The 21511-nt window shown below is 34.9% G+C and carries 20 protein-coding genes; 8 read left to right on the top strand and 12 right to left on the bottom strand.

The annotated features are described in order from the left end of the window. The first annotated feature begins 132 nt into the window (after positions 1–132). From WH267_RS02735 to WH267_RS02710, 6 genes are all read left to right on the top strand, one after another. Positions 133–1197 carry a sensor histidine kinase gene (locus tag WH267_RS02735; protein WP_340005449.1) on the top strand — a complete coding sequence of 355 codons (1065 nt, stop codon included), beginning with the start codon at positions 133–135 and terminating at the stop codon, positions 1195–1197. Further along, on the top strand, positions 1190–1888 hold the full coding sequence (locus WH267_RS02730; RefSeq protein WP_115970644.1) for a LytR/AlgR family response regulator transcription factor: 699 nt from the start codon (positions 1190–1192) through the stop codon (positions 1886–1888). Before WH267_RS02735 ends, WH267_RS02730 begins: the two co-directional genes overlap by 8 nt. Positions 1889–1991: 103 nt before the next feature. Further along, positions 1992–2474, top strand: a complete 483-nt coding sequence (locus WH267_RS02725) for a nuclear transport factor 2 family protein (RefSeq protein WP_340005446.1) — start codon at positions 1992–1994, stop codon at positions 2472–2474. Positions 2475–2777: 303 nt separating this feature from the next. Next, entirely contained in the window at positions 2778–3338 is a 561-nt protein-coding gene (locus tag WH267_RS02720; protein WP_123318477.1) for a hypothetical protein, read from the top strand. An 80-nt stretch (positions 3339–3418) separates the two neighbouring features. After that, entirely contained in the window at positions 3419–4123 is a 705-nt protein-coding gene (locus WH267_RS02715) for an ABC transporter ATP-binding protein (protein ID WP_340005444.1), read from the top strand. 251 nt (positions 4124–4374) lie between these two features. Next, positions 4375–4863: a hypothetical protein gene (locus WH267_RS02710; RefSeq protein ID WP_165852202.1), complete on the top strand. Its 489-nt coding sequence runs from the start codon at positions 4375–4377 to the stop codon at positions 4861–4863. A 99-nt stretch (positions 4864–4962) separates the two neighbouring features. On the opposite strand, the gene WH267_RS02705 is transcribed toward WH267_RS02710, so the two are convergent. The 3 genes from WH267_RS02705 to WH267_RS02695 all read right to left on the bottom strand — a co-directional run bounded on the left by WH267_RS02705 (position 4963) and on the right by WH267_RS02695 (position 7902). Continuing rightward, a complete protein-coding gene (locus WH267_RS02705; protein WP_115970639.1) occupies positions 4963–5763 on the bottom strand; it encodes a patatin-like phospholipase family protein in 801 nt (266 codons plus the stop codon). Between the two features lie 259 nt (positions 5764–6022). Further along, positions 6023–7411 (bottom strand): dihydrolipoyl dehydrogenase, encoded by a 1389-nt coding sequence (gene lpdA / locus WH267_RS02700; protein WP_115970638.1) that lies wholly within the window; start codon positions 7409–7411, stop codon positions 6023–6025. Positions 7412–7638: 227 nt separating this feature from the next. After that, positions 7639–7902, bottom strand: a complete 264-nt coding sequence (locus WH267_RS02695; protein WP_228438611.1) for a hypothetical protein — start codon at positions 7900–7902, stop codon at positions 7639–7641. A 393-nt stretch (positions 7903–8295) separates the two neighbouring features. Between WH267_RS02695 and WH267_RS02690 the strand changes: the two genes are divergently transcribed. Then, on the top strand, positions 8296–9186 hold the full coding sequence (locus WH267_RS02690; protein WP_340005438.1) for a hypothetical protein: 891 nt from the start codon (positions 8296–8298) through the stop codon (positions 9184–9186). Between the two features lie 188 nt (positions 9187–9374). Further along, the gene (locus WH267_RS02685) at positions 9375–9749 is read left to right on the top strand and encodes a hypothetical protein (protein ID WP_123318474.1); all 375 of its coding nucleotides are present in this window, start codon (positions 9375–9377) and stop codon (positions 9747–9749) included. A 28-nt stretch (positions 9750–9777) separates the two neighbouring features. Here WH267_RS02685 and WH267_RS02680 read toward each other — a convergent pair whose 3' ends face one another. From WH267_RS02680 to WH267_RS02640, 9 genes are all read right to left on the bottom strand, one after another. Continuing rightward, positions 9778–10668: a TIGR01777 family oxidoreductase gene (locus WH267_RS02680; protein WP_340005436.1), complete on the bottom strand. Its 891-nt coding sequence runs from the start codon at positions 10666–10668 to the stop codon at positions 9778–9780. A 66-nt stretch (positions 10669–10734) separates the two neighbouring features. Continuing rightward, on the bottom strand, positions 10735–11439 hold the full coding sequence (locus tag WH267_RS02675) for a YqjF family protein (RefSeq protein WP_340005434.1): 705 nt from the start codon (positions 11437–11439) through the stop codon (positions 10735–10737). Between the two features lie 34 nt (positions 11440–11473). Next, a complete protein-coding gene (locus tag WH267_RS02670) occupies positions 11474–11935 on the bottom strand; it encodes an SRPBCC family protein (protein ID WP_115970633.1) in 462 nt (153 codons plus the stop codon). 11 nt (positions 11936–11946) lie between these two features. Further along, positions 11947–12759: a DCC1-like thiol-disulfide oxidoreductase family protein gene (locus WH267_RS02665; RefSeq protein WP_340005431.1), complete on the bottom strand. Its 813-nt coding sequence runs from the start codon at positions 12757–12759 to the stop codon at positions 11947–11949. A 5-nt stretch (positions 12760–12764) separates the two neighbouring features. Next, positions 12765–13136: a hypothetical protein gene (locus tag WH267_RS02660; protein WP_340005429.1), complete on the bottom strand. Its 372-nt coding sequence runs from the start codon at positions 13134–13136 to the stop codon at positions 12765–12767. A 78-nt stretch (positions 13137–13214) separates the two neighbouring features. Beyond that, positions 13215–13616 carry a hypothetical protein gene (locus WH267_RS02655; protein WP_340005427.1) on the bottom strand — a complete coding sequence of 134 codons (402 nt, stop codon included), beginning with the start codon at positions 13614–13616 and terminating at the stop codon, positions 13215–13217. A 426-nt stretch (positions 13617–14042) separates the two neighbouring features. Then, positions 14043–14546, bottom strand: coding sequence for a GbsR/MarR family transcriptional regulator (locus WH267_RS02650; RefSeq protein ID WP_115970629.1), 504 nt, complete (start codon positions 14544–14546; stop codon positions 14043–14045). A gap of 251 nt (positions 14547–14797) precedes the next feature. After that, positions 14798–16798, bottom strand: a complete 2001-nt coding sequence (locus tag WH267_RS02645; protein WP_340005424.1) for a YfbK domain-containing protein — start codon at positions 16796–16798, stop codon at positions 14798–14800. A gap of 195 nt (positions 16799–16993) precedes the next feature. Then, on the bottom strand, positions 16994–21511 hold the full coding sequence (locus tag WH267_RS02640; protein WP_340005422.1) for a TonB-dependent receptor plug domain-containing protein: 4518 nt from the start codon (positions 21509–21511) through the stop codon (positions 16994–16996).

Genomic DNA, 21511 nt, shown 5'->3' with positions numbered 1-21511 from the left:
TTCAGAAACCCGGAATTCCGTTACCAATCACACAATAAGCTGTCTGCCCTTTAAATGATATTGTTTATCCTTATTTTATCAGATTTCACATTAGTTCTGCCAGACGTATCTTAAGTTTTTTTATTTTTGACGATGATGAGGATCGGAACAACCAGCTACAACCGGCAAAATATATACTTCCAGCTATTTTTCTGGATCGCTTTGTTTTTGTTTGGAATAGCAAGAACTTATGACGATTACAACGGTGAAATGTTTAAGCAGTTGGTGATGTATAATTTTTGTCATTGGATCTTTCAGATACTGGGAGCCAATTTTATTTATTATGGACTGATCCGGCGTTTTTATGACCGGAAAAAGTATGTTGAATTTTCTTTGTACCTTATTCTAAGCCTTTATATTATTTCTGTAATCAACAGGCTCTTTATTGTTTACCTTGCAGAACCCCTTTTTACCAACGAAGCTAAAGACAGTTTTATCAGCATTGTTACTGATATCCGGTATCTTTTGTTCCATTATACATTTCCGATTATCAGTGGGGCTTTTATCTTTATTTCAATCATGTTCTTTATGCGGTATAAAGATGAAAAAGCAAATGCCCTGCAACTGAAAAAAGAAAAGACCGAACTAGAACTGAAATCCCTCAAATCTCAGCTTAATCCACATTTTCTGTTTAACACCCTGAACAATATCTATTCGCTTTCTATCAGTAATTCAGAGAAAACCTCCCAATCTATCAGCCAGCTCTCTGATATTCTGGATTATATTCTTTACAAAGGACAGAAAAAATGGATTTCGGTTGCAGAAGAACTTAGTATTATTGATGATTATATTGCCCTGGAGAGCCTTCGTTATCATGATGAAAGATTAAAAATCACCAGAAATATTACACTGAATTCTGCCAATGCTATTCCACCATTGTTATACCTTACCCTGGTTGAAAATGCTTTTAAACATGGAGCCAGTGGAAGCTCAGATCAAACAGAAATAAAGATAAATCTGGAAACCAATGAAAAATATTCTGTTTTCAGTGTTGAAAATACCTTTAGAAAGATTTCTGATCCTAATGAAAAAGGAATTGGTCTTAAGAACATTAAAAGACAGCTGGAACATTATTATCATGGAAATTTCACCTTCCGTATCTCACAGGAAAACAATACTTTTACCATTGAAATAACCACTCCATCACACTATGATTAACTGTATTATTGTAGATGACGAACCATTAGCAGCCACATTACTGGAAAATCATATTTCCAAAATCGATCATCTGAAACTGACAGGAAAAGCAGGGAATGCTCTTGAAGCCTATAAACTCCTTCAGAACCAGCCGGTAGACCTTATGTTTCTGGATATTCAGATGCCTCACTTCAATGGAATTGATTTTTTGAAATCACTCTCTCAAAAGCCTAAAACCGTATTTACAACGGCTTATAGAGATTTTGCAATTGAAGGATTTGAACTGGAAGCCGTAGATTACCTTTTGAAACCTATCACTTTTGAGCGATTTTTCAGATCTGTAGAACGGGTACTGAGGCATGTCAATCCTCCAAAAGAGGATTTCATCCTGTTTAAAACCGAAGGAATGTATCGGAAAATTTCCCTTGCAGATATTGCTTATATTGAAAGCCAGGGAAATGATATCAAAGTAACTTTATCTACAACTGAAAATTTTATTTCAAAAAGTAAGATCACAGATCTGGAATCTACTCTTGCATCCAAGGGGTTTATAAGAATTCACAGGTCCTTCATTATCAATACAGAATTCGTTACCGCTTTCAACAATAACGAAGTGCATCTTGGTGACTATAAAGTCCCGGTCGGAAGAAGTTACAAAATTGAATTTGATACTTTTATAACAATTATTTCTAAACGCTCCATTAATAAATAGAAAAACCTATCTTTTCATAACCCACAAAGGATTAATTGATTACCTTTAACTGAAGATAGATATGATATACTTTTGAAGTATATTCAATTATAAACCTCTCCATATGAAACATAGATTCTTTGTTCCGTTACTTTTAATCATATTATCCTGTTTACCATGTACAAGCTTTCTTTCACAATCAAAGGGCTACACACCGGTCTCTCAGGAATTATATACTACCATAATGAAGAGAGACAGTATCCTTTTTAGTGCAGCCAATTCAGGAAATATTGAAAAACTAAAAACTTTTTTCACTAAAGATCTTGAGTTTTTCCATGATGTCGGCGGTTTGGCAAACTATGAGGAAACTATTGATAACTTCGAAAGAGTAGCCAAAAACTATGCATATACCCGAAGAGTTTTAGTTCCAGGATCTATGGAGGTATATCCTATCAAAGACTATGGAGCCATACAAACAGGGACCCATCAGTTCTGCCGTTTGGAAAACGGGTCCTTAATTAATTGTGGAACATTCAAATTCGTTCATATCTGGAAACAAACTCCTGATGGCTGGAAAATTTCAAGAGTTGTAAGCTATGGGCATTAAGTTGATTATTTTTTTCCTGCTCTTAATTTACCCACTAAATATCAATGAATTACCACAGTAAAAAAGACTTCCTTGATTAATTTTAACGTTTCAAAGATTACCCACTCGAAAGCAACTTAAAACACTAAAAATCAACAAATTAAAACAGAATTAAACCAACACAAAATGCATAACATTCTTCTATCATCCCGTATGGATATTAAAAAAAAGTATTACTTTTGTCTCAACGAATAAAATTGTTTTTTAGCCGTTTTATTTGTAAGTTTATGTGCACCAATATCTAAAACATTAAAATTTCATTCTATGAGAAAAATAATTCTACTTATTACATGTATGTTCGGTATTTCAGTTTTCTCTCAGATTAAAGTGTTGAAAAATGAAAGTTTGGTGGAAATCGGCAAAGACAACTCTGTTGGTTTATATAAAAAAGAAGACAAGTTTACAGTCAATTATCAGGATCTGAATACCAGCAACCTGAATACAATCCGCGCTTTTTCATTCCAAAATCTGAACGGAGACGTCTCAGGACTTTATAAACTGATTTTAGATGGCTTTATCTCTCCACCTGAAGAAAATATCGTATTGGAACTTCCCAACGATATCATCGAACTTCATTATGAGAAAAACTATGGCCAGCCCACTGTACAGTTTATCCAATACATCAACAAAAACAGAAAGTATGTGGGTAAATCACAGTTTTTAACTCAGAAGCAGGTTGAAAAAGTATTCGGAAGAACAAACGGTAAATATACCATGTATGATAAGCCTGCCGGTACTAACCAGGATATGATGAGAAAAGGAGGAGCAAGTACAGCTTCCGGCACAACTCCGGCGTCCGGTGCAAAGAAAAAAGCAAAAAAATAATTATAATTTATAAATATTGCGAAACTCATTCCATCGAATGAGTTTTTTTATTTTATTTTTGCAGAAAGACATTAAAAATTATGCCGCTTCAGATAAATAATTTAACCAAAAAATTTGGTGAACAGACTGCCTTAAACAATATCAACATATCTATTGATAAAAACGAGATCATCGGTCTTCTGGGGCCTAATGGTGCCGGAAAATCAACCCTGATGAAATCTATCGTTGGCGCATTGAAGATTGATGAAGGTCAGATTATTTTTAATGGACTGAACATTTCTGAACATGAGATCGAAAGCAAGAAAAAAATAGGGTTTCTCCCAGAAAACAATCCGCTTTATCTGGAGATGTATGTAAAAGAATACCTTCAGTTTATAGCCAATATCCATAAAATCCCTGCATCTAAAGTAGATGAAGTCATCGAACTGGTAGGCATTACTCCTGAAAAATCAAAAAGAATCAGCCAACTTTCAAAAGGATACAAACAGCGTGTAGGATTAGCCCAGGCTATTATTCACCAACCTGACCTATTAATTCTTGATGAACCTACCAATGGACTGGATCCTAACCAGATTCTTGAAATAAGAAATGTAATCAAGGAAATCGGGCAACAGAAAACCGTTCTGCTCTCTACACACATCATGCAGGAGGTAGAAGCGCTTTGTTCCAGAGTAATTCTTATTCATAAAGGGAATATTCTGCAGGATTGTCCTATTGATGAGTTTAAAGGGAAATTTGACAGCCTGGAAGAGGCTTTTGCAAGCTATACCGCTGTTACCAAATAAAGATACCGATTCAGAAAAGTACCATAGAAACACTTTTATTAGATATAGATTTCTGCGGAATGATAAAGTATATATTGTACTTGTCATTCCATAGGAATCCAAACTATATTATTCTAAAATATAAGAAAGACGATATATTCATCTGGTCCGGAGAGGTGGATTCAAGAGTTATAAATTTTTGGACACAAGTGGTTTAACAATTCCTAAAAGTACAATCAACAACTTAAAAATTCTCTCCTCATCAAAAAACAATGGCTTTATATTTGATGGTGTTTGAGAAGTTAACCAATAACCATTACAAAATGATTAAGTACTTCTTATTAGGAGCTTTCTCTTTAGCTCAATTTTCTTTTGTCTATGCTAAAGAAACTCCGGATATTCCAAAAAACAGAATAGTTTCACATACTGCTTTTCAGCAGGTGCCTAAAACTGTTATCATTAAGACTAAAAAATTTAAGATCAGAATTGATAAGCAACCTAATGGCAACTATCTGTATCAATCCTGGAACGCCAATGCAAAGATTACAGCTAAACCCAGTATGATCATCAGTGACGGAGAACTGATTCCTGATGGCAGTGGTGGCAATTATTATTTCAATTTTAATAACCAAGGGCACAGTTATCAGGTCTGGAGAAACTATCTGACCGATTCTGCCAAGAAAGCACCTTATACTCTGGTAGTCTATGATACGAATGATAATGAAATCGTACGTCAGGATGCACAGATAGTTAAGAATTAATATAATTTTTTGGACAGGAAGCTGGAAGGAGGAGGCTGATATTCAGGTGTTTTTTAAGTCTGAAGTTTATTTCTTCCTGCTTCCTTTTTTTATGTAATGCTAAGTTCCGGCCTGTTTCAGCTCTGTCAGAAAACGACTGCCGTCATAGCTTTCTTTAGCGGCTTGATATCCGATATCAAAAATCTGCTCTAACCGATCTTTTCCACGTTCAAAAGTTCCGTAAGCTGCTAGTTTCTGAGAAGAAATAAACCAGTCACAGTAATCAAATTTAACCTTTTCGATCCTGTAGGAAAGGAGATCATAAGAGCGGGAAACAATGGCTTTGATTGAATTCAGGTCTTTAATTTTAGCTTCATTGGGTGGGGAAACAAAAACTCCGATCAGTTTATCACAATCGTCTCTGATGATATCTGCCGGAAAATTGTTCAGGACTCCGCCATCACAATACATTTCATCCCCGATGATATATGGAGTGGTAATTCCAGGAATAGAACAGGAAGCAATGATAGCATCTACAATCTCAAAATCTTTATCAAAGATTTTCTGAGTTCCGCCCACCAGTTCTGTTGCCACAATTTTCACGTCAATATCCAGATCACCCAATTTCATCTCATGAAAAATGGGTTTAAGATAATTTCTGAAAATAACTGAGGAGACCAATCCCGGCTGATTGAATGCAAAATGTTTCCAGTTGAAAAAATATACGGAATTAAAAAATTCCAGAATTTCTTCCGGAGTTTTTCCTATAGCATGAAGACATCCTACGATAGACCCTGCACTACAGCAGGAAAGGATGTCTGTTTCTATATTTTTTTCTTTCAAGAATTTCAATACTCCTGCATGCGCAATTCCTTTGGTACCGCCGCCTGACAAAACAAGTCCTACTTTCTCAAAATTCATTGAATAAATGTAAGAAAACAGGTTGACATAATTAGGTTAATTTTTATAAATATGCTGATTTTAAAATTATTTTAACAGAAAACTATTAAATAGTGAGTAAGATATTATCTAGATCCTCCTAAATATAGGCAATTAAAAACCTAACAATAAATGAAGGCAAAACAAAAAATTGCTAATAAAAATTATTTTCTTCATCGTTAATTATTAAAAAAGCTCAGATTACTCTGAGCTTTCTTTATATAAATTTCTGTATATCAAATTAAATGTGGATCACTTCTCCGTAAGCTGCTGCTGCTGCTTCCATGATCGCTTCAGAAACTGTTGGGTGCGGGTGAATTGATTTGATGATCTCGTGACCTGTAGTTTCTAATTTTCTAGCTACTACAGCTTCAGCAACCATATCAGTTACTCCTTCACCAATCATATGACATCCTAACCACTCACCATATTTAGCATCAAAGATTACTTTGATAAATCCGTCTGTATTTCCGTTAGCAGTAGCTTTACCACTTGCAGAAAGAGGGAATTTACCCACTTTGATTTCATATCCTTTTTCTTTAGCCTGCTTTTCAGTAAGACCTACAGAAGCTACTTCAGGGTGACAGTAAGTACATCCAGGGATATTGCCATAGTCGATTTTCTCAACGTGCATTCCTTTGATTTTCTCAACACAAGTGATTCCTTCTGCAGATGCAACGTGAGCAAGAGCCTGAGTTGGGATAATATCACCGATTGCATAGTAACCAGGTACTGAAGTTTCATACCATTCGTTTACTAAAACTCTACCTTTATCTGTCTGGATACCTACTTCTTCTAAACCGATGTTTTCGATGTTAGCAGCGATACCTACAGCAGATAATAATACATCAGCTTCAAGGGTAATGTTTCCGTTAGCAGTCTTAACGTTAGCTTTTACTCCTTCACCAGTTGTATCTACACTTTCTACAGAAGCGTTTGTCATAATTTCGATTCCTGATTTTTTCAGAGATTTCTCTAAGTGCTTAGAGATTTCTTCATCTTCTACAGGAACGATGTTTGGCATAAATTCAACAACAGTTACTTTAGTTCCCATTGTATTATAGAAATCAGCAAATTCTACTCCGATAGCCCCAGAACCTACAACGATCATAGATTTTGGCTGCTCAGGAAGAGATAATGCCTGTCTGTATCCGATTACTTTTTTACCATCCTGTGGTAAGTTTGGTAATTCTCTTGAACGAGCTCCTGTAGCAATGATAATGTTGTTAGCAGTATATTCTACTACTTTACCGTCTTTATCTGTTACAGAAACCTTTTTACCTTTCTGTACTTTTGCAGTACCAAGAATTACGTCAATCTTGTTCTTTTTCATCAAGAACTCGATTCCTTTGCTCATTTTGCTGGCAACGCCACGGCTTCTCTGAATCACATTCGGGAATTCGAAGCTTGCTTCTACTTTATTTAATCCGTAGTCTTCAGCATGGTTGATATAATGAAAAACCTGAGCAGATTTCAATAAAGCTTTTGTTGGAATACATCCCCAGTTAAGGCAAATTCCTCCTAAGTTTTCTTTTTCGATAATTGCGGTTTTGAAACCCAATTGTGCTGCTCTGATTGCAGTAACATATCCACCAGGACCACTTCCAATGACAATAATATCGTAATTCATTACTTTAAAAATTTTTATGCGAATTTAAGGAAAAATATTGGATGTTTCACGTTTCCTCCAATTGATCTTAAAATGCACCAATAAGCCATTTTCGTTTAATTTTAAACAAAAAAAGAGAACACTAAAAGCATTCTCTTTCAACAAAAATTATTTTAAACTACAAACTTCGTAAAATTTCCTCTATAGAATTTTACGTATCAAATTTTAATAAGTGCAAGAAATCCGTATTATTTTACTTGTTTAAGCAATCGTTTTTCTGTCTGATATCTTTTATTTAAAGCCTTCATCTGATCCCTTTTCATCTGTTTGGTCGCTAAAGGATGATTCAGTATCAGTTTCTTTTCTGTATTGTATTTTTTATCCAGTTCTTTCATCTTAAGACTGACCAATTCATTTTTTGAAGGGTGTGGTGGTGCCGGCGGATGTTTCTGACCGAAAACATTCATCGATAAACCAAATACTAACAGGGTTGAAATCAATAACTTTTTCATGATGCTTATATTTTTGAATGAATTCAATCACTTACTCAAATTCATTCAGGTTTACATTTTAATCTTACATATATCGTACCAATATTTTCTTCTAAAAAGCAGTATATCTATAGCTTAACAATATTTTTCCTGTTTGAATCTATTCTAAGTAAAATGACAAAATATTATCATTACTCTAAAAATATCGAAATAGAAAATTATACAACAACACAAAACAATTTAATCAATAGAAACAAAAACTGTACATTATCAATTAGTTATAACTGAAAATAGAACAAAACTAAAAATTACAAAATATCACAGTGTAGAGATTTATGTTAAAAAACATTAAAATTCATTAACATAAATGTAATTATTTTCTATATTTTTGTAAAAACATTTAAAAAAATCAACATGAAAAAATATATTTTACTTTTTTTATTTGGAGCTACAGTATTAAATGCACAGGTTGGCATCAATACCCCAAATGCTAATAGTACTTTAGCTGTTAACGGATCTTTAAGAGCAGGTTATAAAGAAGTGTCGGTAACGAGTTACGCTGTTCTGGCTACAGACCATTATATTACTTACAATGGATCAGCTAATACAACATTTACCCTTCCCGTTATTGGAACTGGAACAGCAAGTTATACAGGAAGAATTTACAAGATCAAAAATATTTCTTCTTCTACGATTACGCTTCAGGCTTCCAGCAGCAATACTCTTAGAATTGACAATACTCCGGTTGCTTCATTTGTTATTCCTGTAGGGGCTTATGCTGAAGTAGTGAACAATAGTAATACTACAGGCGGAACATGGGATTTGTCTTTCACAGTTCTTCCTAAGCCAAGTAATGTGGAGATTTATGGGGCGCAGCTTACCATACCTCCTCATAGTGGGTCAAGTGCACCGATTGCAGACTGGACAAACCACACCAATACATCCTTTGATACAGGAACAGGAGCTGATGCTTGGTGGATTATCAGCAAATCCTCTGTAAGTTCTGCATTTGGTGCAACTAATGCTACTACGGGCTATACGAACAGTAGCAGAATGACTCTTGTATATGAATATCAGGGCGCATCATTCAACGTAAACAATATGTATCCTATCCTTACAGCAGGGAATAATTCAAGTTATCCTGATGTATTTACAGCATCCTTTGTAAGTCTTGCCAATGTAGGTGGAAAAACCAGGCTTACAGTATCCGTGGCTCGTGTAGATTTTATGGGAACTAACGCAGGGAATAGCAGTAACTGGGCTGGTACATTCCTGTTGAATGTTTTGTTAGCAAGAAAATATTAAAATTATGGCACAGGCAATTGTAAAACCAATGGTTTGCCTTCCAAAATTTCTACTCCTTCAATGATATCATTGAAGGAGTTTTTGTTTTTGAGTCATAAATTCTGTCTGAAAATCATTGATCTTAAGTCACTGGTTGTGAAGTTTTTTATACCTTTAATGACCATTTAGCCACCATTCAAAAAATATCTATGAAAAAAAATACACTCACCAGAGACAGCCTTTGGATGAAGGAACCTGAAGATCATGATTTTCCTGCAGCTGCAGATTATCTGGAACTTCTTTTTCCCCCTGATGAAGTTCGGAAAATTGTAGAAAAATTAAAAGAAGCAACCACTGTTACCAAAAAATCTAAGGATATTCTCAGAGCCAGCAAACTTGCTCTGCTTCCGGATACCAATATCCATGTTAAGGAGAACCTGAAAAAGGTAGAAAAGAATAAAAAACTCTCTCCTATTCTGCTGGTAAGAGGAGAACATGAACTGATCATTGCTGACGGTTATCACCGCTTATGCTGCAGCTATTATCTGACAGAGGATCTGGAAGTTCCCTGTAGGCTTGTGTAAACTTACTCTGTCACTAAAATTTATAACTTCAGCAATTAAGGATTGCTTCGTCAAAGGTTGGATAAGAGAAGTGAAATCCACTTTCCATTAACTTTTGGGGATAAACGTTACGGCTTTTCAATAAGAGTTCGGTTTCTGTATTCAGGAATACAGAGGCAATTTCTAACTGCCAGACAGGTGCATTCAATCCAAATGGTGCTTTGAATTGTTTTCTCAGTTTTTTCATCATGGCTTCATTGGATAATGGGGCGGGTGCTGTTATGTTTACCGCTCCATCCCTATTTTCATTTTGAATGATCCAATCTACAGCCTTACAAAAATCTTCAATATGAATCCAGCTTACCATTTGATTTCCTTTTCCCTGTTTTCCGCCCAAGCCTAGCTTTGTAATCATTTTCAGTTTTGGAAATGCACCTCCATTATTTCCCAATACAATAGAAGTACGGAGCGCCACTTTTCTTATCCCGTTATTTTTGGTTTTAAACAATTCTTCTTCCCAGCTTTTGCAGATATTCATTGAAAAATCATCGCCAATAATTCCGTTTTCTTCTGTATTTAAATGTTTTTCTGAATGTACATAGATCGTTGCTGAACTAGCATTGAGCCAGATTTTAGGTTTTAGGATACAATGATCAATAGCTTCCTGTAATACTCTTGTACTCTCAATTCTTGAATTATAAATTTCTGCTCTGTTCTTTTCATGGTAACGGCAATCAACAGATTTCCCTGTAAGATTGATGAGTACATCTGCCTGCTCAAGAGTCTTTCTCCACTCTCCTATTGTTTTAGCATCCCAATACATTTCGTTTTTACGTTTAGGATTGCGGGTAAGGATATAGACCTGATCTCCTTTTCCCGTAAAATATTTTTCTAAATTTTTCCCGAGGAATCCGGTTCCTGCTGCTATGATTATTTTCATTTTTATATTTTAAAGATTCATTAGGTGCATTGATACAAGTTACAAATTATTGAAAATCATTATTTTTCAAATAATATATCTCTTGGTTTTTACCTGGATTTCAGAACCTTCTGCCAACATTACTGAAATAGGTTCCTTATTATTAAGACATTTAAAATCACTTCCATACATCTTCTGGAAATCAATTTCCAACTGATAGTCTCTCACCTGATAACAATCCCATTTGGGGTGGCAGACTTCATATTCTGAGGTTTTATTTTCTTTCCTGGTAAAACCGTAATAATGTTCTGTAATGAATTCAAATTCTGAATCAGTTTCCATAGGCTGTGCCTTGTTCTCTGCTGTAATCTGAATAGAATGCCAAATTTTGTCTTTCCATGAATATCGGATCAGCAATTCATCTTCCTTATGATGAATCAGATTTTTCATCGGCAGGGTATGGTAGTTTTCCTTGTAGAGAGAATTCGCTACAAAACTTAAGGCTGGCTTCGGAACAATCTCCTTAATAAAGACAACTCCTCTTTTCCACTCTCCATTTTCGTATTTCTTTACATAGAATCTGAGATTTACCTCTTCAAAATTTCGGTGAAAAGGAATAGGCAAGCCCAGTAATTTTGTATTTAAAAACATAAAACCGACAACACTTACATAACATTTACCTTTATAAAAATCCAGTTCCGTGCCTTTCGGAAGGTATTTTAATACTATATCCGGATTTATTTCGTAATTGATGATGGCTAACTTTCGCCATTCTGCTTTTAAAAAATTCATGATGGTGTTTTCTTGTTTGATTAATTTGTTTGTATTACTGTCTGTGTTTTGATTCTGCAATCGTTTTAATTAATCGGTTTCTTTCCAGCAGAAATTTTTTGAGGTAATTTCTGAGGAAAAGCTTATTGAATATTTTTCCTATTATTCCCAGTGGAGATTCGAAATCAAAGATATCCGTCATCATTGTTTTATCATTTACTGTTTTAAAAATATGCTGATGATGTAGGGATTTGAAAGCACCTTTCTGCATTTCATCGGTAAACTGATTGGGTTTTTCCATACTGATGATCTTTGTGGTAAGGGTTTGGTACACTCCCAAATGTTTTGCTCTCCAGGTTACGGTTTCATTTTCTTCAATCAGACCGGATGTGCGACCTGCTATTGCTTTTTCGTGGGTTCTTGAGGTTGACTGCTGGTGTAAATCTATATTTCTTGCTAAATCAAAAACAGTTTGAATATCAGCTTCAATAAGGGTTTCTAAATAAATTCTTGACATATCAATAATTTTTAAATGGTGGTCAAAATGATGATGGCCAGTGCCGTTAATCTGAACAACATCCATGAAATGGTAGGAAAGTAATTCAGTTTTAAAATTCTGCATCTTCTCAGATGTTCAATAAACATGATGAATACTACAATTCCGAAATAGATAAGATAGAAAACCGACGTAAAACTGACAAGCAAAGCCGGAATTAAGAGCAAGGTTCCCAGTAAGGAAACGGTCATCATATTTCCAAGGTAGTCCCAAATCTTATCTTTTAAATAGCTTTTTAAAAATAAGGTTTGCCAAAGGATCTGACCTAAGCATACGGCTAATTCTCTTAAGAAATTCGGAGTTAGATTGACACCAAGCTTTCCTGAATATAAACTTAAAATATACGCTGAAAATATGGCCACAAAAGCGATATAAGACAATCTGTATTTCAGATTAAAAGTCGGAACACATGACTTTTCTGTATAATCATTTTTGTATGGAATGATCTGTTTACGGTTATAGGATACAAAGGAATATAACTTCCTAAAGAACCAATAAAGAGGTTGCAATTTTGCAATCTTTACTAATAACGGAAATGAATTTCCAATGATCAGCAACAGGCTATCCAGGCCATAAATCACTTTATTATTTTCATGGTCTACCAGCGCAATCTCGTTTTTTGCCCGGTGAAAATCGATCAGGTTTTTATTTCTGACTGATATCTCCGTAAAGGCTTCTCTTCCTTCTGCATCCAGCATCCCAGATTTTGTAAAACCTTTGGAATACATGGCACACATGGGACATTCATTGTCGTAGATCAGGGTGTGGTTTTTAAGCGTTTTCATGATATTTATTTTAAAGATTTATACAGATTATGGCTTTCAAAAACATATAATAATGCCATAAAAGGGCTGTAGAAAAATGCTGCTATTACAATACATCTGGGAATAGCTGTAATTTGATAATCAATCCCACTTGTTCTCAGTATTAATATTATTACTATAGAAATCCACACAGGCAGTATTACCATTCCATAGATCAGAAAGAGCGGTGATATTTTGACTTTAAGAAAAATTTTAACTAGAAAACTTACTAACTGAGGGAGCCCTACAATAAAGTAAAAGAATATCCATCCGTTCCAACCTTTAATGATCGCAACAAGAACTCCGGTTATCATGAAGAATATCTGTATATAAAGGTCATATTTTATAAACTTTTTCATCGTGTTTTATTTTAAAGGTTAAGAAAATCTCCCCGGGTTCGTTTGTGTTTTGATCTGAAAGTAAGATACATCCAGATCTTAAAGATCAATGTTTTCATTTTTAATCTGGTTTTCTTTATTTAATGCGTGTTTACGGCCTTTCAGGAATAACAATAGGTTTAAAAGCATCATTATTCCAAGATAAATGGAGAAACCGCCAATCTTTTTGCTCAGGGCAACCACTAATCTTTCAATACTCTCAATTTGAAAAAACTCGATAATACATAATGCAAAACCTATATTCAGAAGGTAAAAACCAATCTTAAAAAGGGAATTTGTTGCCATAGCGATGTCTTTTTTCTGATGAAAAATATCAATCATAAATGCTTTTGAATTTTTGAACAGAAACTGTGATACCAAAACTGTAAGGCTTATTACAATAGGTAAATAGATCATGTAAGCTGAAAAATTATACGTGGTAGTTAAAACTGTAAGTGCCATAATAGTATTATTTAAATGTTAGTTTTTTTCTCAAAAAATACAAGGTGAAAATATTTGTATAGTGCAATCCACATAAGATTAAGATAATTCCCCCAATGCGTACAGCAGTTATTTTTATCATCTCTTCTATATTGTCTATTCTTTCCCAGTTTGTAAGGCTTATAGTGATATAACCTAAATTCAACAGATAATAACATCCAAGAAGAATTCTATTAATAGTCAGGCAGAGATTTTCATCATGAAGCAAATATTTTAAATAGTCTTTTCCTGCCTTATAACATCTTCTTCCTACGTCAATCGTAATATAGGAACTAATGCTAAGGAAAATCAGATATGAAATAATATTGAACATTTTAAAAATATTATATTTTCAATAATTTTTGAAAGTTTAATTGAAATAAAAAAGGATCTTCATCCCTTTCTATTTTATTTCAACAGGTTGGTAATTTTGCCTACCAGCCAGTGATCGTCACTTTTAATCGCCAGATCCATAATATTGTTGATCTTACCGGTTACAGAGCTGAAATCATCCATTAACTTGATGAATTCCTTTGCTTCCTCCGAATCGTTATCTTCAATATTCCTTAATTCTTCCAGAAAAGAAATGACCGGCTCAATCTCTCTTTTTCTTCTTTCTTTGGTAATTTGTTTGAAAAGATACCATACATCTTTCTCCGCAACGAAGTATTCTTTACGATCTCCTTTTATGAATTCTTTTCTTACAATGCCCCAGTCTATCAAAGCACGAAGGTTCATATTGGCGTTCCCTCTTGAAATTTCCAGTTCTTGCATCACCTCATCGGTAGACAATGGTTTACCACTCGCCAAAAGCAATGCATGCACCTGTGCCATCGTTCTGTTGATTCCCCAGTTGGTTGCAAAAGTTCCCCAGGTCTGAATGTATTTTTCTTTAGCTTCTGAAAGTTGCATTTTGTCTGTACTTTAAATTTCTGATACAAATGTAATTATATTTTTTGAATTTTCAATAATTATTGAAAATAAAATATAAAAAACAGCCTCACATTACTTAACAAACTGTTTTACAGTGTAGTTTTATTTCTAAGCATTAAATTTTCAGAAATGCTTAGAAGTAAAAATCCGCTTCATAATGAATGAAACGGATTTTGAGATCAAAGTAAAGATCATTGAATAAATTAAAAATCTATCCCTTAGTAAATATATTATTGCTTAATTGCTTTATAGCTTTCAACCAATCTTATAAATTCTGCTCTGTACCCTTCTGTATCTGTACTTCTTCCCTCTTTTGCGAGGTTTCCAATCTCTTTCAGATCTTTATTTTTAATGAATTTAGACTCTCTTAAAACCAACCCGAACCATGCCACGGAAGAAGCAAATTTAAAATCCGGACTTACTTTTGATTCAGATAAAGACTCTTTTTCAATAACTTTGGTTATTTCCTGACTTTTATCTTCATTCGGTTTTTTATAACGAAATTTAACAGTTGCCAATTCATTGTCAAAGTTTTTTGCACTAGAAGAAGATGAATATTTCAGTTTTGTATCTTTTGGAAGAAACTCAGACTGCGCGCAAATCGGTATAATCTCGTATAAAGCAGTAACGGTATGCCCGCTTCCTAATTCTCCAGCATCTATTTTATCATCTATAAAATCTTCATTCCTTAACTTTCTGTTTTCATACCCAATCAAACGGTAAGACTGTACAAATTCCGGATTAAACTCTATCTGGATCTTTACATCTTTTGCTATAGTGTATATACTTCCTGCAAACTCACGCCCCAAAAATTTATTGGCTTCCTGCATATTATCAATATAGGCGTAATTTCCATTACCCTTGTCTGCCAAGGTCTCCATTTTATTGTCTTTATAATTCCCCATACCATACCCTAAGCAGGTAAGAAAAATTCCAGTCTTTCTTTTTTCTTCAATCAACGTCTCAAGTCCTCCTGTAGAAGATACTCCCACGTTAAAATCACCATCTGTTGCCAATACTACTCTATTATTTCCATCTTTTATAAAGTTTTCCTGGGCTAGTTTGTAAGCAAGTTCAATTCCCTGTCCGCCTGCTGTACTTCCACCTGCCTGAAGATTATCTAAGGCTTTAATGATTTGGGCTTTTTCTCCGGCTGAAGTAGAGGGTAATACTACTCCTGCACTTCCCGCATATACCACAATTCCTACTTTGTCCTGAGGCCGTAACTGATCCAATAAAACTTTAAGAGAGGATTTTAATAATGGTAATTTATTGGCTTCATCCATAGATCCTGAAACATCAATCAGAAAAACGATGTTGGATGCCGGCAAGTTATCCATCGGAATATTTTCTCCCTGTAATCCTATTTTAAGTAATTTATGTTTAGAATTCCATGGAGCGTTTCCATATTCAGTATTAATAGAAAATGGCTGGTTCTTTTGAGGCTGTGGATAATCATATTTAAAATAATTGAGCATTTCTTCTACTCTTACAGCATCTTTATCTACTTTATCTCCATAATTAATCATTCTCCTGATATTGGAATAAGAGGCATTGTCTACATCTATAGAAAAAGTTGATAATGGCTGCTTCTTTGTTAATTCGAATGGATTTTCCACTAATTTGCCATATTCTTCATCATTATAATTAACAGGCTTCAGGGTCTTTGTGCCAGGCTTTTTAATTTCTTTTATTACAGCATGAGTATTGTAGGTCTTTTGGGGAGCAGTATACGGTCTTCGACCTGTTGAAGATACTACTTCAGATGCTATCAAACTTTTAGGTTTTGGGCATCCATTATATTCTGGTGCTCCCGGAACAGTAGGACATGCATCATCTTTATCCAGAACTCCATCTCCATCTGTATCAGGCCATGGACAGCCCTTATTTTCAGGAGGTCCAGTTACAGTTGGGCAGGCATCATCTTTATCAATGACTCCGTCCCCATCAGCATCAGGCCACGGACAGCCATTATTTTCAATTGGCCCTGCCACATTCGGACAAGCATCCTCTTTATCAGTCATTCCATCTCCATCAGTATCAGGACAGCCCTTAAATTCAGCTAACCCTGCTATTTCAGGACATTGATCTTCCTTATTAGGAATACCATCCTGATCTTTATCTTTTCTGATACTGTATGTTTTGTTTTCTTTTGACGGGTCAGAAGCCTGTTGAGTTTTACAGCTTACCAATAAAGAAAGTCCTAATATGGTTATAATCGTTTTTTTCATGTGTCATCAATTTCTGTGGGAAATTATTAAAATTATTTCAAATGGAGAGGAGTAAAGGCTGGAAGATGGGAAGAGGGAGGTTACTTTAAGGTTGGATGAACATTGGAAGTCATAAAAGTCACTTTAAAAAGTGGCAAATAAACATAATAGTCATTCTTTATGATCTCCATAACTTCCAGCCCTCTGCCTCTCCTTCTACGGCAGAACTTCAGCCTTTATTCCCTGGTTCCAGTATTTTGCTTCCGGCATATAATAGAGATATACATTGCTTGATTTTCCTGTATAGGTTCCTGCAAATTCTACTTTCAGATCAAGGTTGATGGTTTTCGTTTCTTCTGCACCGAAATGCTCCCAATACAATACCAGATAATTATCAAAAATCTCATAATAAGAAATCTGTTTTTTATCTATTAAATCCTTCATTAAAGCACTTTGCAGAGTCAGTCCTGCAGGAATACCAATTTTAGCAACGGTCATGGGTAACTGATTATTTATTTTATTTTTAATTGTAATGGTCATCCGACTGGTTTCTCCTACCCTGGAATTTTCAGACTTTAATTTTGTATCCATCATTAAAGGTATATCAACATTTTTCGGAGCCTGTAAGGTATAATATTGATATTCTAAGTTATAGAAGAGTCCTGCTTGTGCCGGGTAACTGATACTGATCTTATTATTTCCGGTTTTATAAGCTGATGAAACGTTTATACCGGATGATACTGATGCATTATTTACTTTAATAACAGGAGCATCATTGCTATATAGTTGTTCGTTTTTTATAAAAACCTGAGACAGGGCCTGCAGTGCCAGACTTGTTGCCTGAGTAGAACCAAATCCATAAACTCCATTATAACTCATCAGCATATCTGCTACTTTTACAATGGCTTTCTGATTATGCTTTTCATCTTTCTGAAGCGCCATTATATACAGGGAAAGTGCTTCTGCATCAGCAGAAATTCCTCCGGAGCCGGTAAAGGTTGTCTCAGCTTTAAATTTCAGATCTTCAAATTGCTTATTTAAAGTAAATATCAAAGTATCATATTCTTTAGATTTTCCGAGATTAGCAGATATATTTGCCAGTAAAGCTAATTGATATGCGTCGTTTTTCAATAAAGCTCTGTTCAGCAATACCTGGTAGGAATCCTCAATTTCTGTTTTAAAACCTAACTTAGACAATGCATAGAGAACATACATATTTCTGGACCAGTAGTATTCTGAATATGTTGCTGATTTTGATTCGTAAAATTTCCTTACTTCAAAAAGTCCGTTTCCGCTTTTCTTTGATAAAATAAATGATGAAAGTTCCTGGATCAATTTAGGATCTACAGCGATATGCTTTTTAAGATCTGTAAACTCCAGTAAGGCAAATGCAGAAAGAGATACATCTGATTCAGTGGTGTTAAAATATCCTACTCCACCATCTTTATTTTTATAGCTCAGCATTTTCTGAAAGCCTTTTTTCAGGTTTCTGATGACCAGACTTTCTGTAGAGCTGTCTATCCTTTGGCTTGATTTTAAATAATCCAGGATAAAAATATTGGGATACACCGTTGAAGAAAGCTGTTCAAAGCATCCGTGAGGTTCCTTCTTCAGCCTTTCAAGATCATTAAACATCTTCAGTGCTGTATTTTCAAAAAGATTATAAGATGAAAACAGACTGCCATTGATATATTCAGGAATATCCAACTGAATTTCCTGTGCTTTATTATCTATTACGGAAAACTGATGCAGAAATCCTTTTTCTTCAACTTTAAAAGGTAGAATCATTGTTTCCCTGAAATCTCCTGATCTTATAATGAACTGAATATTTGAATTCACAACCTCATCAGTTTGTATTTTAGCATATAATCTCCCCGACTCCAGCGGCTTTAAAGTAATCAGGCTGTCAGAAGAAATGAGTTTTACGTGATTAGGAACAATAACATCCATAGTCATTTTCCTGATCTCCTTTGAATTGTTTTTAATCACCACAGGAATAAGCATTTCATCTGTTCTTGTCAGATACTGTGGAATCTTAGCATCAATGGAGATCAGACTTTGCGCTGCATACGTGGTTTCATCTCTTCCTATAAGTCCGGAAGCTGAAATACCTTCTGTTATTGCTCTGAATGTGGAAGTGGCATCAGAATTATAAAACTCTATTTTTGCTTTTCCGTTTTTATCTGTTTCTACTACAGGATTCCAGTAAAGCGCTTCTCTATAATCAAATCTATAAGGAGTATTAGTTGTTTTATATTCGGGATAAGCAAAATGTTTACTTTCAGAATAATGGGTAAGAGCTGTACTGGGAATAGTCATCACTGCAAAATAAGACTGAGGGGTAATATCAAACTTATTCTGGGAAGTACTACCAGTATAAGAATTAATAATAACGACACCATTAGCAGCTCTGCTCCCATAAATAGCAGTTGCTGCGGCATCTTTAAGTACAGTAATACTGTTAGCATCGTTTGGATTAATTGCTGTATTAAAATTTTCTACCGGAACTCCGTCTACCACAAACAAAGGGCTTTTGTTTGGGATGGAAGAGGCTCCTCTGATTACTATATTTCCTTTCTGCTGGTCTCCTGCCGGGATAACGTACAATCCTGCTACTTTTCCCTGCAATACTGATCCATAATTAGAATCTTTAATTTCAGAATTGGCTGTAATGCTTACTGAGGAAGTATTTGTCTTTTTATTCATTGCTGTTCCATATCCTACAAGAATAACTTCTTCAATGTTCTTATTACTTTTACTGCCATCAGATGAAATAAAATCTTCAGGCCTTACGGATTGTGTTACAGGCGTTGTCTTTTTCGGTGTTTCTTTGATTTCAGACTCCTTTATGATCTCTTCTACGTCTATATTCTTTAATTTTTGCTCAGCCAGCGGATTAATCTCCAGTTTATAGGCCAAAACTCTGATCTTTACTTTATGTCGTGGTTTAAGGGATTTTGCAATGACTCTGTATGAATCGCTGTATTTCATTCCTGAAAAATAAAACTTTCCGTTTTCTGCTGTTGTTTGCTTAAGAATCTGCATATCATTTATTTCGACCAGAAAAACATCGGCTTTTACGGGATTTTTATTCTCATCTTCTACCACACCGTATATGGTACCTTTCTTTTCCGGAAGGTACTTGTATTTACCTGTTTTAATAATCTCCGGAATGGGTTCAAAATACCGGTATCCGTTGGTCAGCATCACAAGATCCAGACTTTTATCTGCTTTTTCTTCTTTTGTGTCGAAATAAAACTGAGGCTTTTCAATCTTTCCTTTCAGTTCAGAATCCATCAGGAGCCATGAAATGATATGGTTCTGTTTATCATCAGCATAAGTCCAAAGTTTATCATCCACAACACTTATTGCCAGGTTCGCCGGTATAGGATTATTGTACCTGTCGGTAGTTTCAATATTCAGAACTACTTTTTCTCTGGGCTGGTAGTAATCTTTCACAGACTTTACCTTTATATTCAGCTGCTGATCTTTATTGGTAAAAACAATACGTTCTGCAATGGGAACATTATTTTCAAACAGTGTAAACCGACAGATTCCAACTGGGAAGTTTTTTTCCGGCAGTTCAAATAGGCTGATCCCGTTTTTCAAAGAGAGCTCTTTGCTGTATATTTCTTTTTCACGGAAAAAACCTTTCAAAATGATATCCCTTTCCTGGGTGGAAGCTGTTTTAAATGAAAGCTTTTCATTTTCTTTTTTGATATTCAGCACCAACCCTTCATTTTTAGGGACTGGCAGATGATAAATCCGGGTAATTTTTTCCGGATTTACTACTTTTGCATAGTACGTTTCTCCTGTTTTCGGGGTGAAAAGGAAGCTTCCCATTCCGAAATTATACGTGGAAACTTCAGTTATTTTTTCATCTCTCTGATTGTAAATATTCAAAACTGCGTCTACAGGTTTTTCATATTCATCCAGTATTTTAAAAGCAATATTCTGCTCTACTCCACTGATAAAAGTTCCTCCTTCCGGCAAAAATTTCACATCCAGATGATTCAGAACAATAGGAATATTCCGGGAAATAGATTCTGTAAACCCATCAAAATTCACTTTGATATTCAAAAGGGCATCAGAGGATTTCAAAATCTGCGGTAGCCTGAACTTCAAAAGTTTTTTTCCTTCTTTATCTGTTGCAAGTTTGCCTTCTGTAACAGTCTCTCCGTTATGGGTTACCACATAATCAGCTTCATAAAAAGGAATGGGCAAGTTACCCAGGCTTCTCATAGAAAAATCAGCAGTTACCTCATCGCCTGGACCATATCCTTTCTTAGGAAAATCAAGCTTCATTAAAATTCTCGGAGATACTATTTTCTGCAGGGTAATTTCTTTTTCAAAAGCATTTTTTCCTTCTTCATTCTGCATCCAGTTGGTATAGGCTCTGATCTTGTAAATCCCCCCCTTCATGTCATTAGCAAAGGAAAAATACCCTTCCGCATAGCCATTATTGACTTCATATTTTGATTTTGTAAGGACACTTCCTGCGGGATCTATAATTTCCCAATTGACCACTTTACTGTCCTCAGCCGGAAGGTTATTTTTTCCCTGTACTACATATATTTTAAAATACATTTCCTCTCCCGGTTTATAGAAAACATGGTTGGTCTGTATATACGTTTTTTCTTTTCCAAAATCCTGAAATGTGTTCTGTGCCTTCAGAAATACGGAGGAAAACAACAGAGTCAGCAGTATGATATATGATGTAAATTTAAAATTCAT

The organism is Chryseobacterium sp. MYb328 (genome assembly GCF_037572595.1).
GTDB lineage: Bacteria > Bacteroidota > Bacteroidia > Flavobacteriales > Weeksellaceae > Chryseobacterium > Chryseobacterium pennae.
The sequence above is the reverse complement of the archived record's forward strand: the minus strand, read 5'-3'. Positions and strand labels throughout refer to the sequence as shown.

What these genes read in the sequence shown, in the direction of transcription:
- WH267_RS02715 (WP_340005444.1), top strand. Translation starts at nt 3,419, where the DNA reads ATGCCGCTTCAGATAAATAATTTAACCAAAAAATTTGGTGAACAGACT.
- WH267_RS02645 (WP_340005424.1), bottom strand. Translation starts at nt 16,798, where the DNA reads ATGAAAAAAACGATTATAACCATATTAGGACTTTCTTTATTGGTAAGC.
- WH267_RS02705 (WP_115970639.1), bottom strand. Translation starts at nt 5,763, where the DNA reads ATGAATTTTGAGAAAGTAGGACTTGTTTTGTCAGGCGGCGGTACCAAA.
- WH267_RS02720 (WP_123318477.1), top strand. Translation starts at nt 2,778, where the DNA reads ATGAGAAAAATAATTCTACTTATTACATGTATGTTCGGTATTTCAGTT.
- WH267_RS02735 (WP_340005449.1), top strand. Translation starts at nt 133, where the DNA reads ATGATGAGGATCGGAACAACCAGCTACAACCGGCAAAATATATACTTC.
- WH267_RS02665 (WP_340005431.1), bottom strand. Translation starts at nt 12,759, where the DNA reads ATGAAAACGCTTAAAAACCACACCCTGATCTACGACAATGAATGTCCC.
- WH267_RS02660 (WP_340005429.1), bottom strand. Translation starts at nt 13,136, where the DNA reads ATGAAAAAGTTTATAAAATATGACCTTTATATACAGATATTCTTCATG.
- WH267_RS02680 (WP_340005436.1), bottom strand. Translation starts at nt 10,668, where the DNA reads ATGAAAATAATCATAGCAGCAGGAACCGGATTCCTCGGGAAAAATTTA.
- WH267_RS02650 (WP_115970629.1), bottom strand. Translation starts at nt 14,546, where the DNA reads ATGCAACTTTCAGAAGCTAAAGAAAAATACATTCAGACCTGGGGAACT.
- WH267_RS02690 (WP_340005438.1), top strand. Translation starts at nt 8,296, where the DNA reads ATGAAAAAATATATTTTACTTTTTTTATTTGGAGCTACAGTATTAAAT.
- WH267_RS02655 (WP_340005427.1), bottom strand. Translation starts at nt 13,616, where the DNA reads ATGGCACTTACAGTTTTAACTACCACGTATAATTTTTCAGCTTACATG.
- WH267_RS02710 (WP_165852202.1), top strand. Translation starts at nt 4,375, where the DNA reads ATGGCTTTATATTTGATGGTGTTTGAGAAGTTAACCAATAACCATTAC.
- WH267_RS02725 (WP_340005446.1), top strand. Translation starts at nt 1,992, where the DNA reads ATGAAACATAGATTCTTTGTTCCGTTACTTTTAATCATATTATCCTGT.
- WH267_RS02685 (WP_123318474.1), top strand. Translation starts at nt 9,375, where the DNA reads ATGAAAAAAAATACACTCACCAGAGACAGCCTTTGGATGAAGGAACCT.
- lpdA (WP_115970638.1), bottom strand. Translation starts at nt 7,411, where the DNA reads ATGAATTACGATATTATTGTCATTGGAAGTGGTCCTGGTGGATATGTT.
- WH267_RS02675 (WP_340005434.1), bottom strand. Translation starts at nt 11,439, where the DNA reads ATGAATTTTTTAAAAGCAGAATGGCGAAAGTTAGCCATCATCAATTAC.
- WH267_RS02695 (WP_228438611.1), bottom strand. Translation starts at nt 7,902, where the DNA reads ATGAAAAAGTTATTGATTTCAACCCTGTTAGTATTTGGTTTATCGATG.
- WH267_RS02730 (WP_115970644.1), top strand. Translation starts at nt 1,190, where the DNA reads ATGATTAACTGTATTATTGTAGATGACGAACCATTAGCAGCCACATTA.
- WH267_RS02670 (WP_115970633.1), bottom strand. Translation starts at nt 11,935, where the DNA reads ATGTCAAGAATTTATTTAGAAACCCTTATTGAAGCTGATATTCAAACT.
- WH267_RS02640 (WP_340005422.1), bottom strand. Translation starts at nt 21,511, where the DNA reads ATGAATTTTAAATTTACATCATATATCATACTGCTGACTCTGTTGTTT.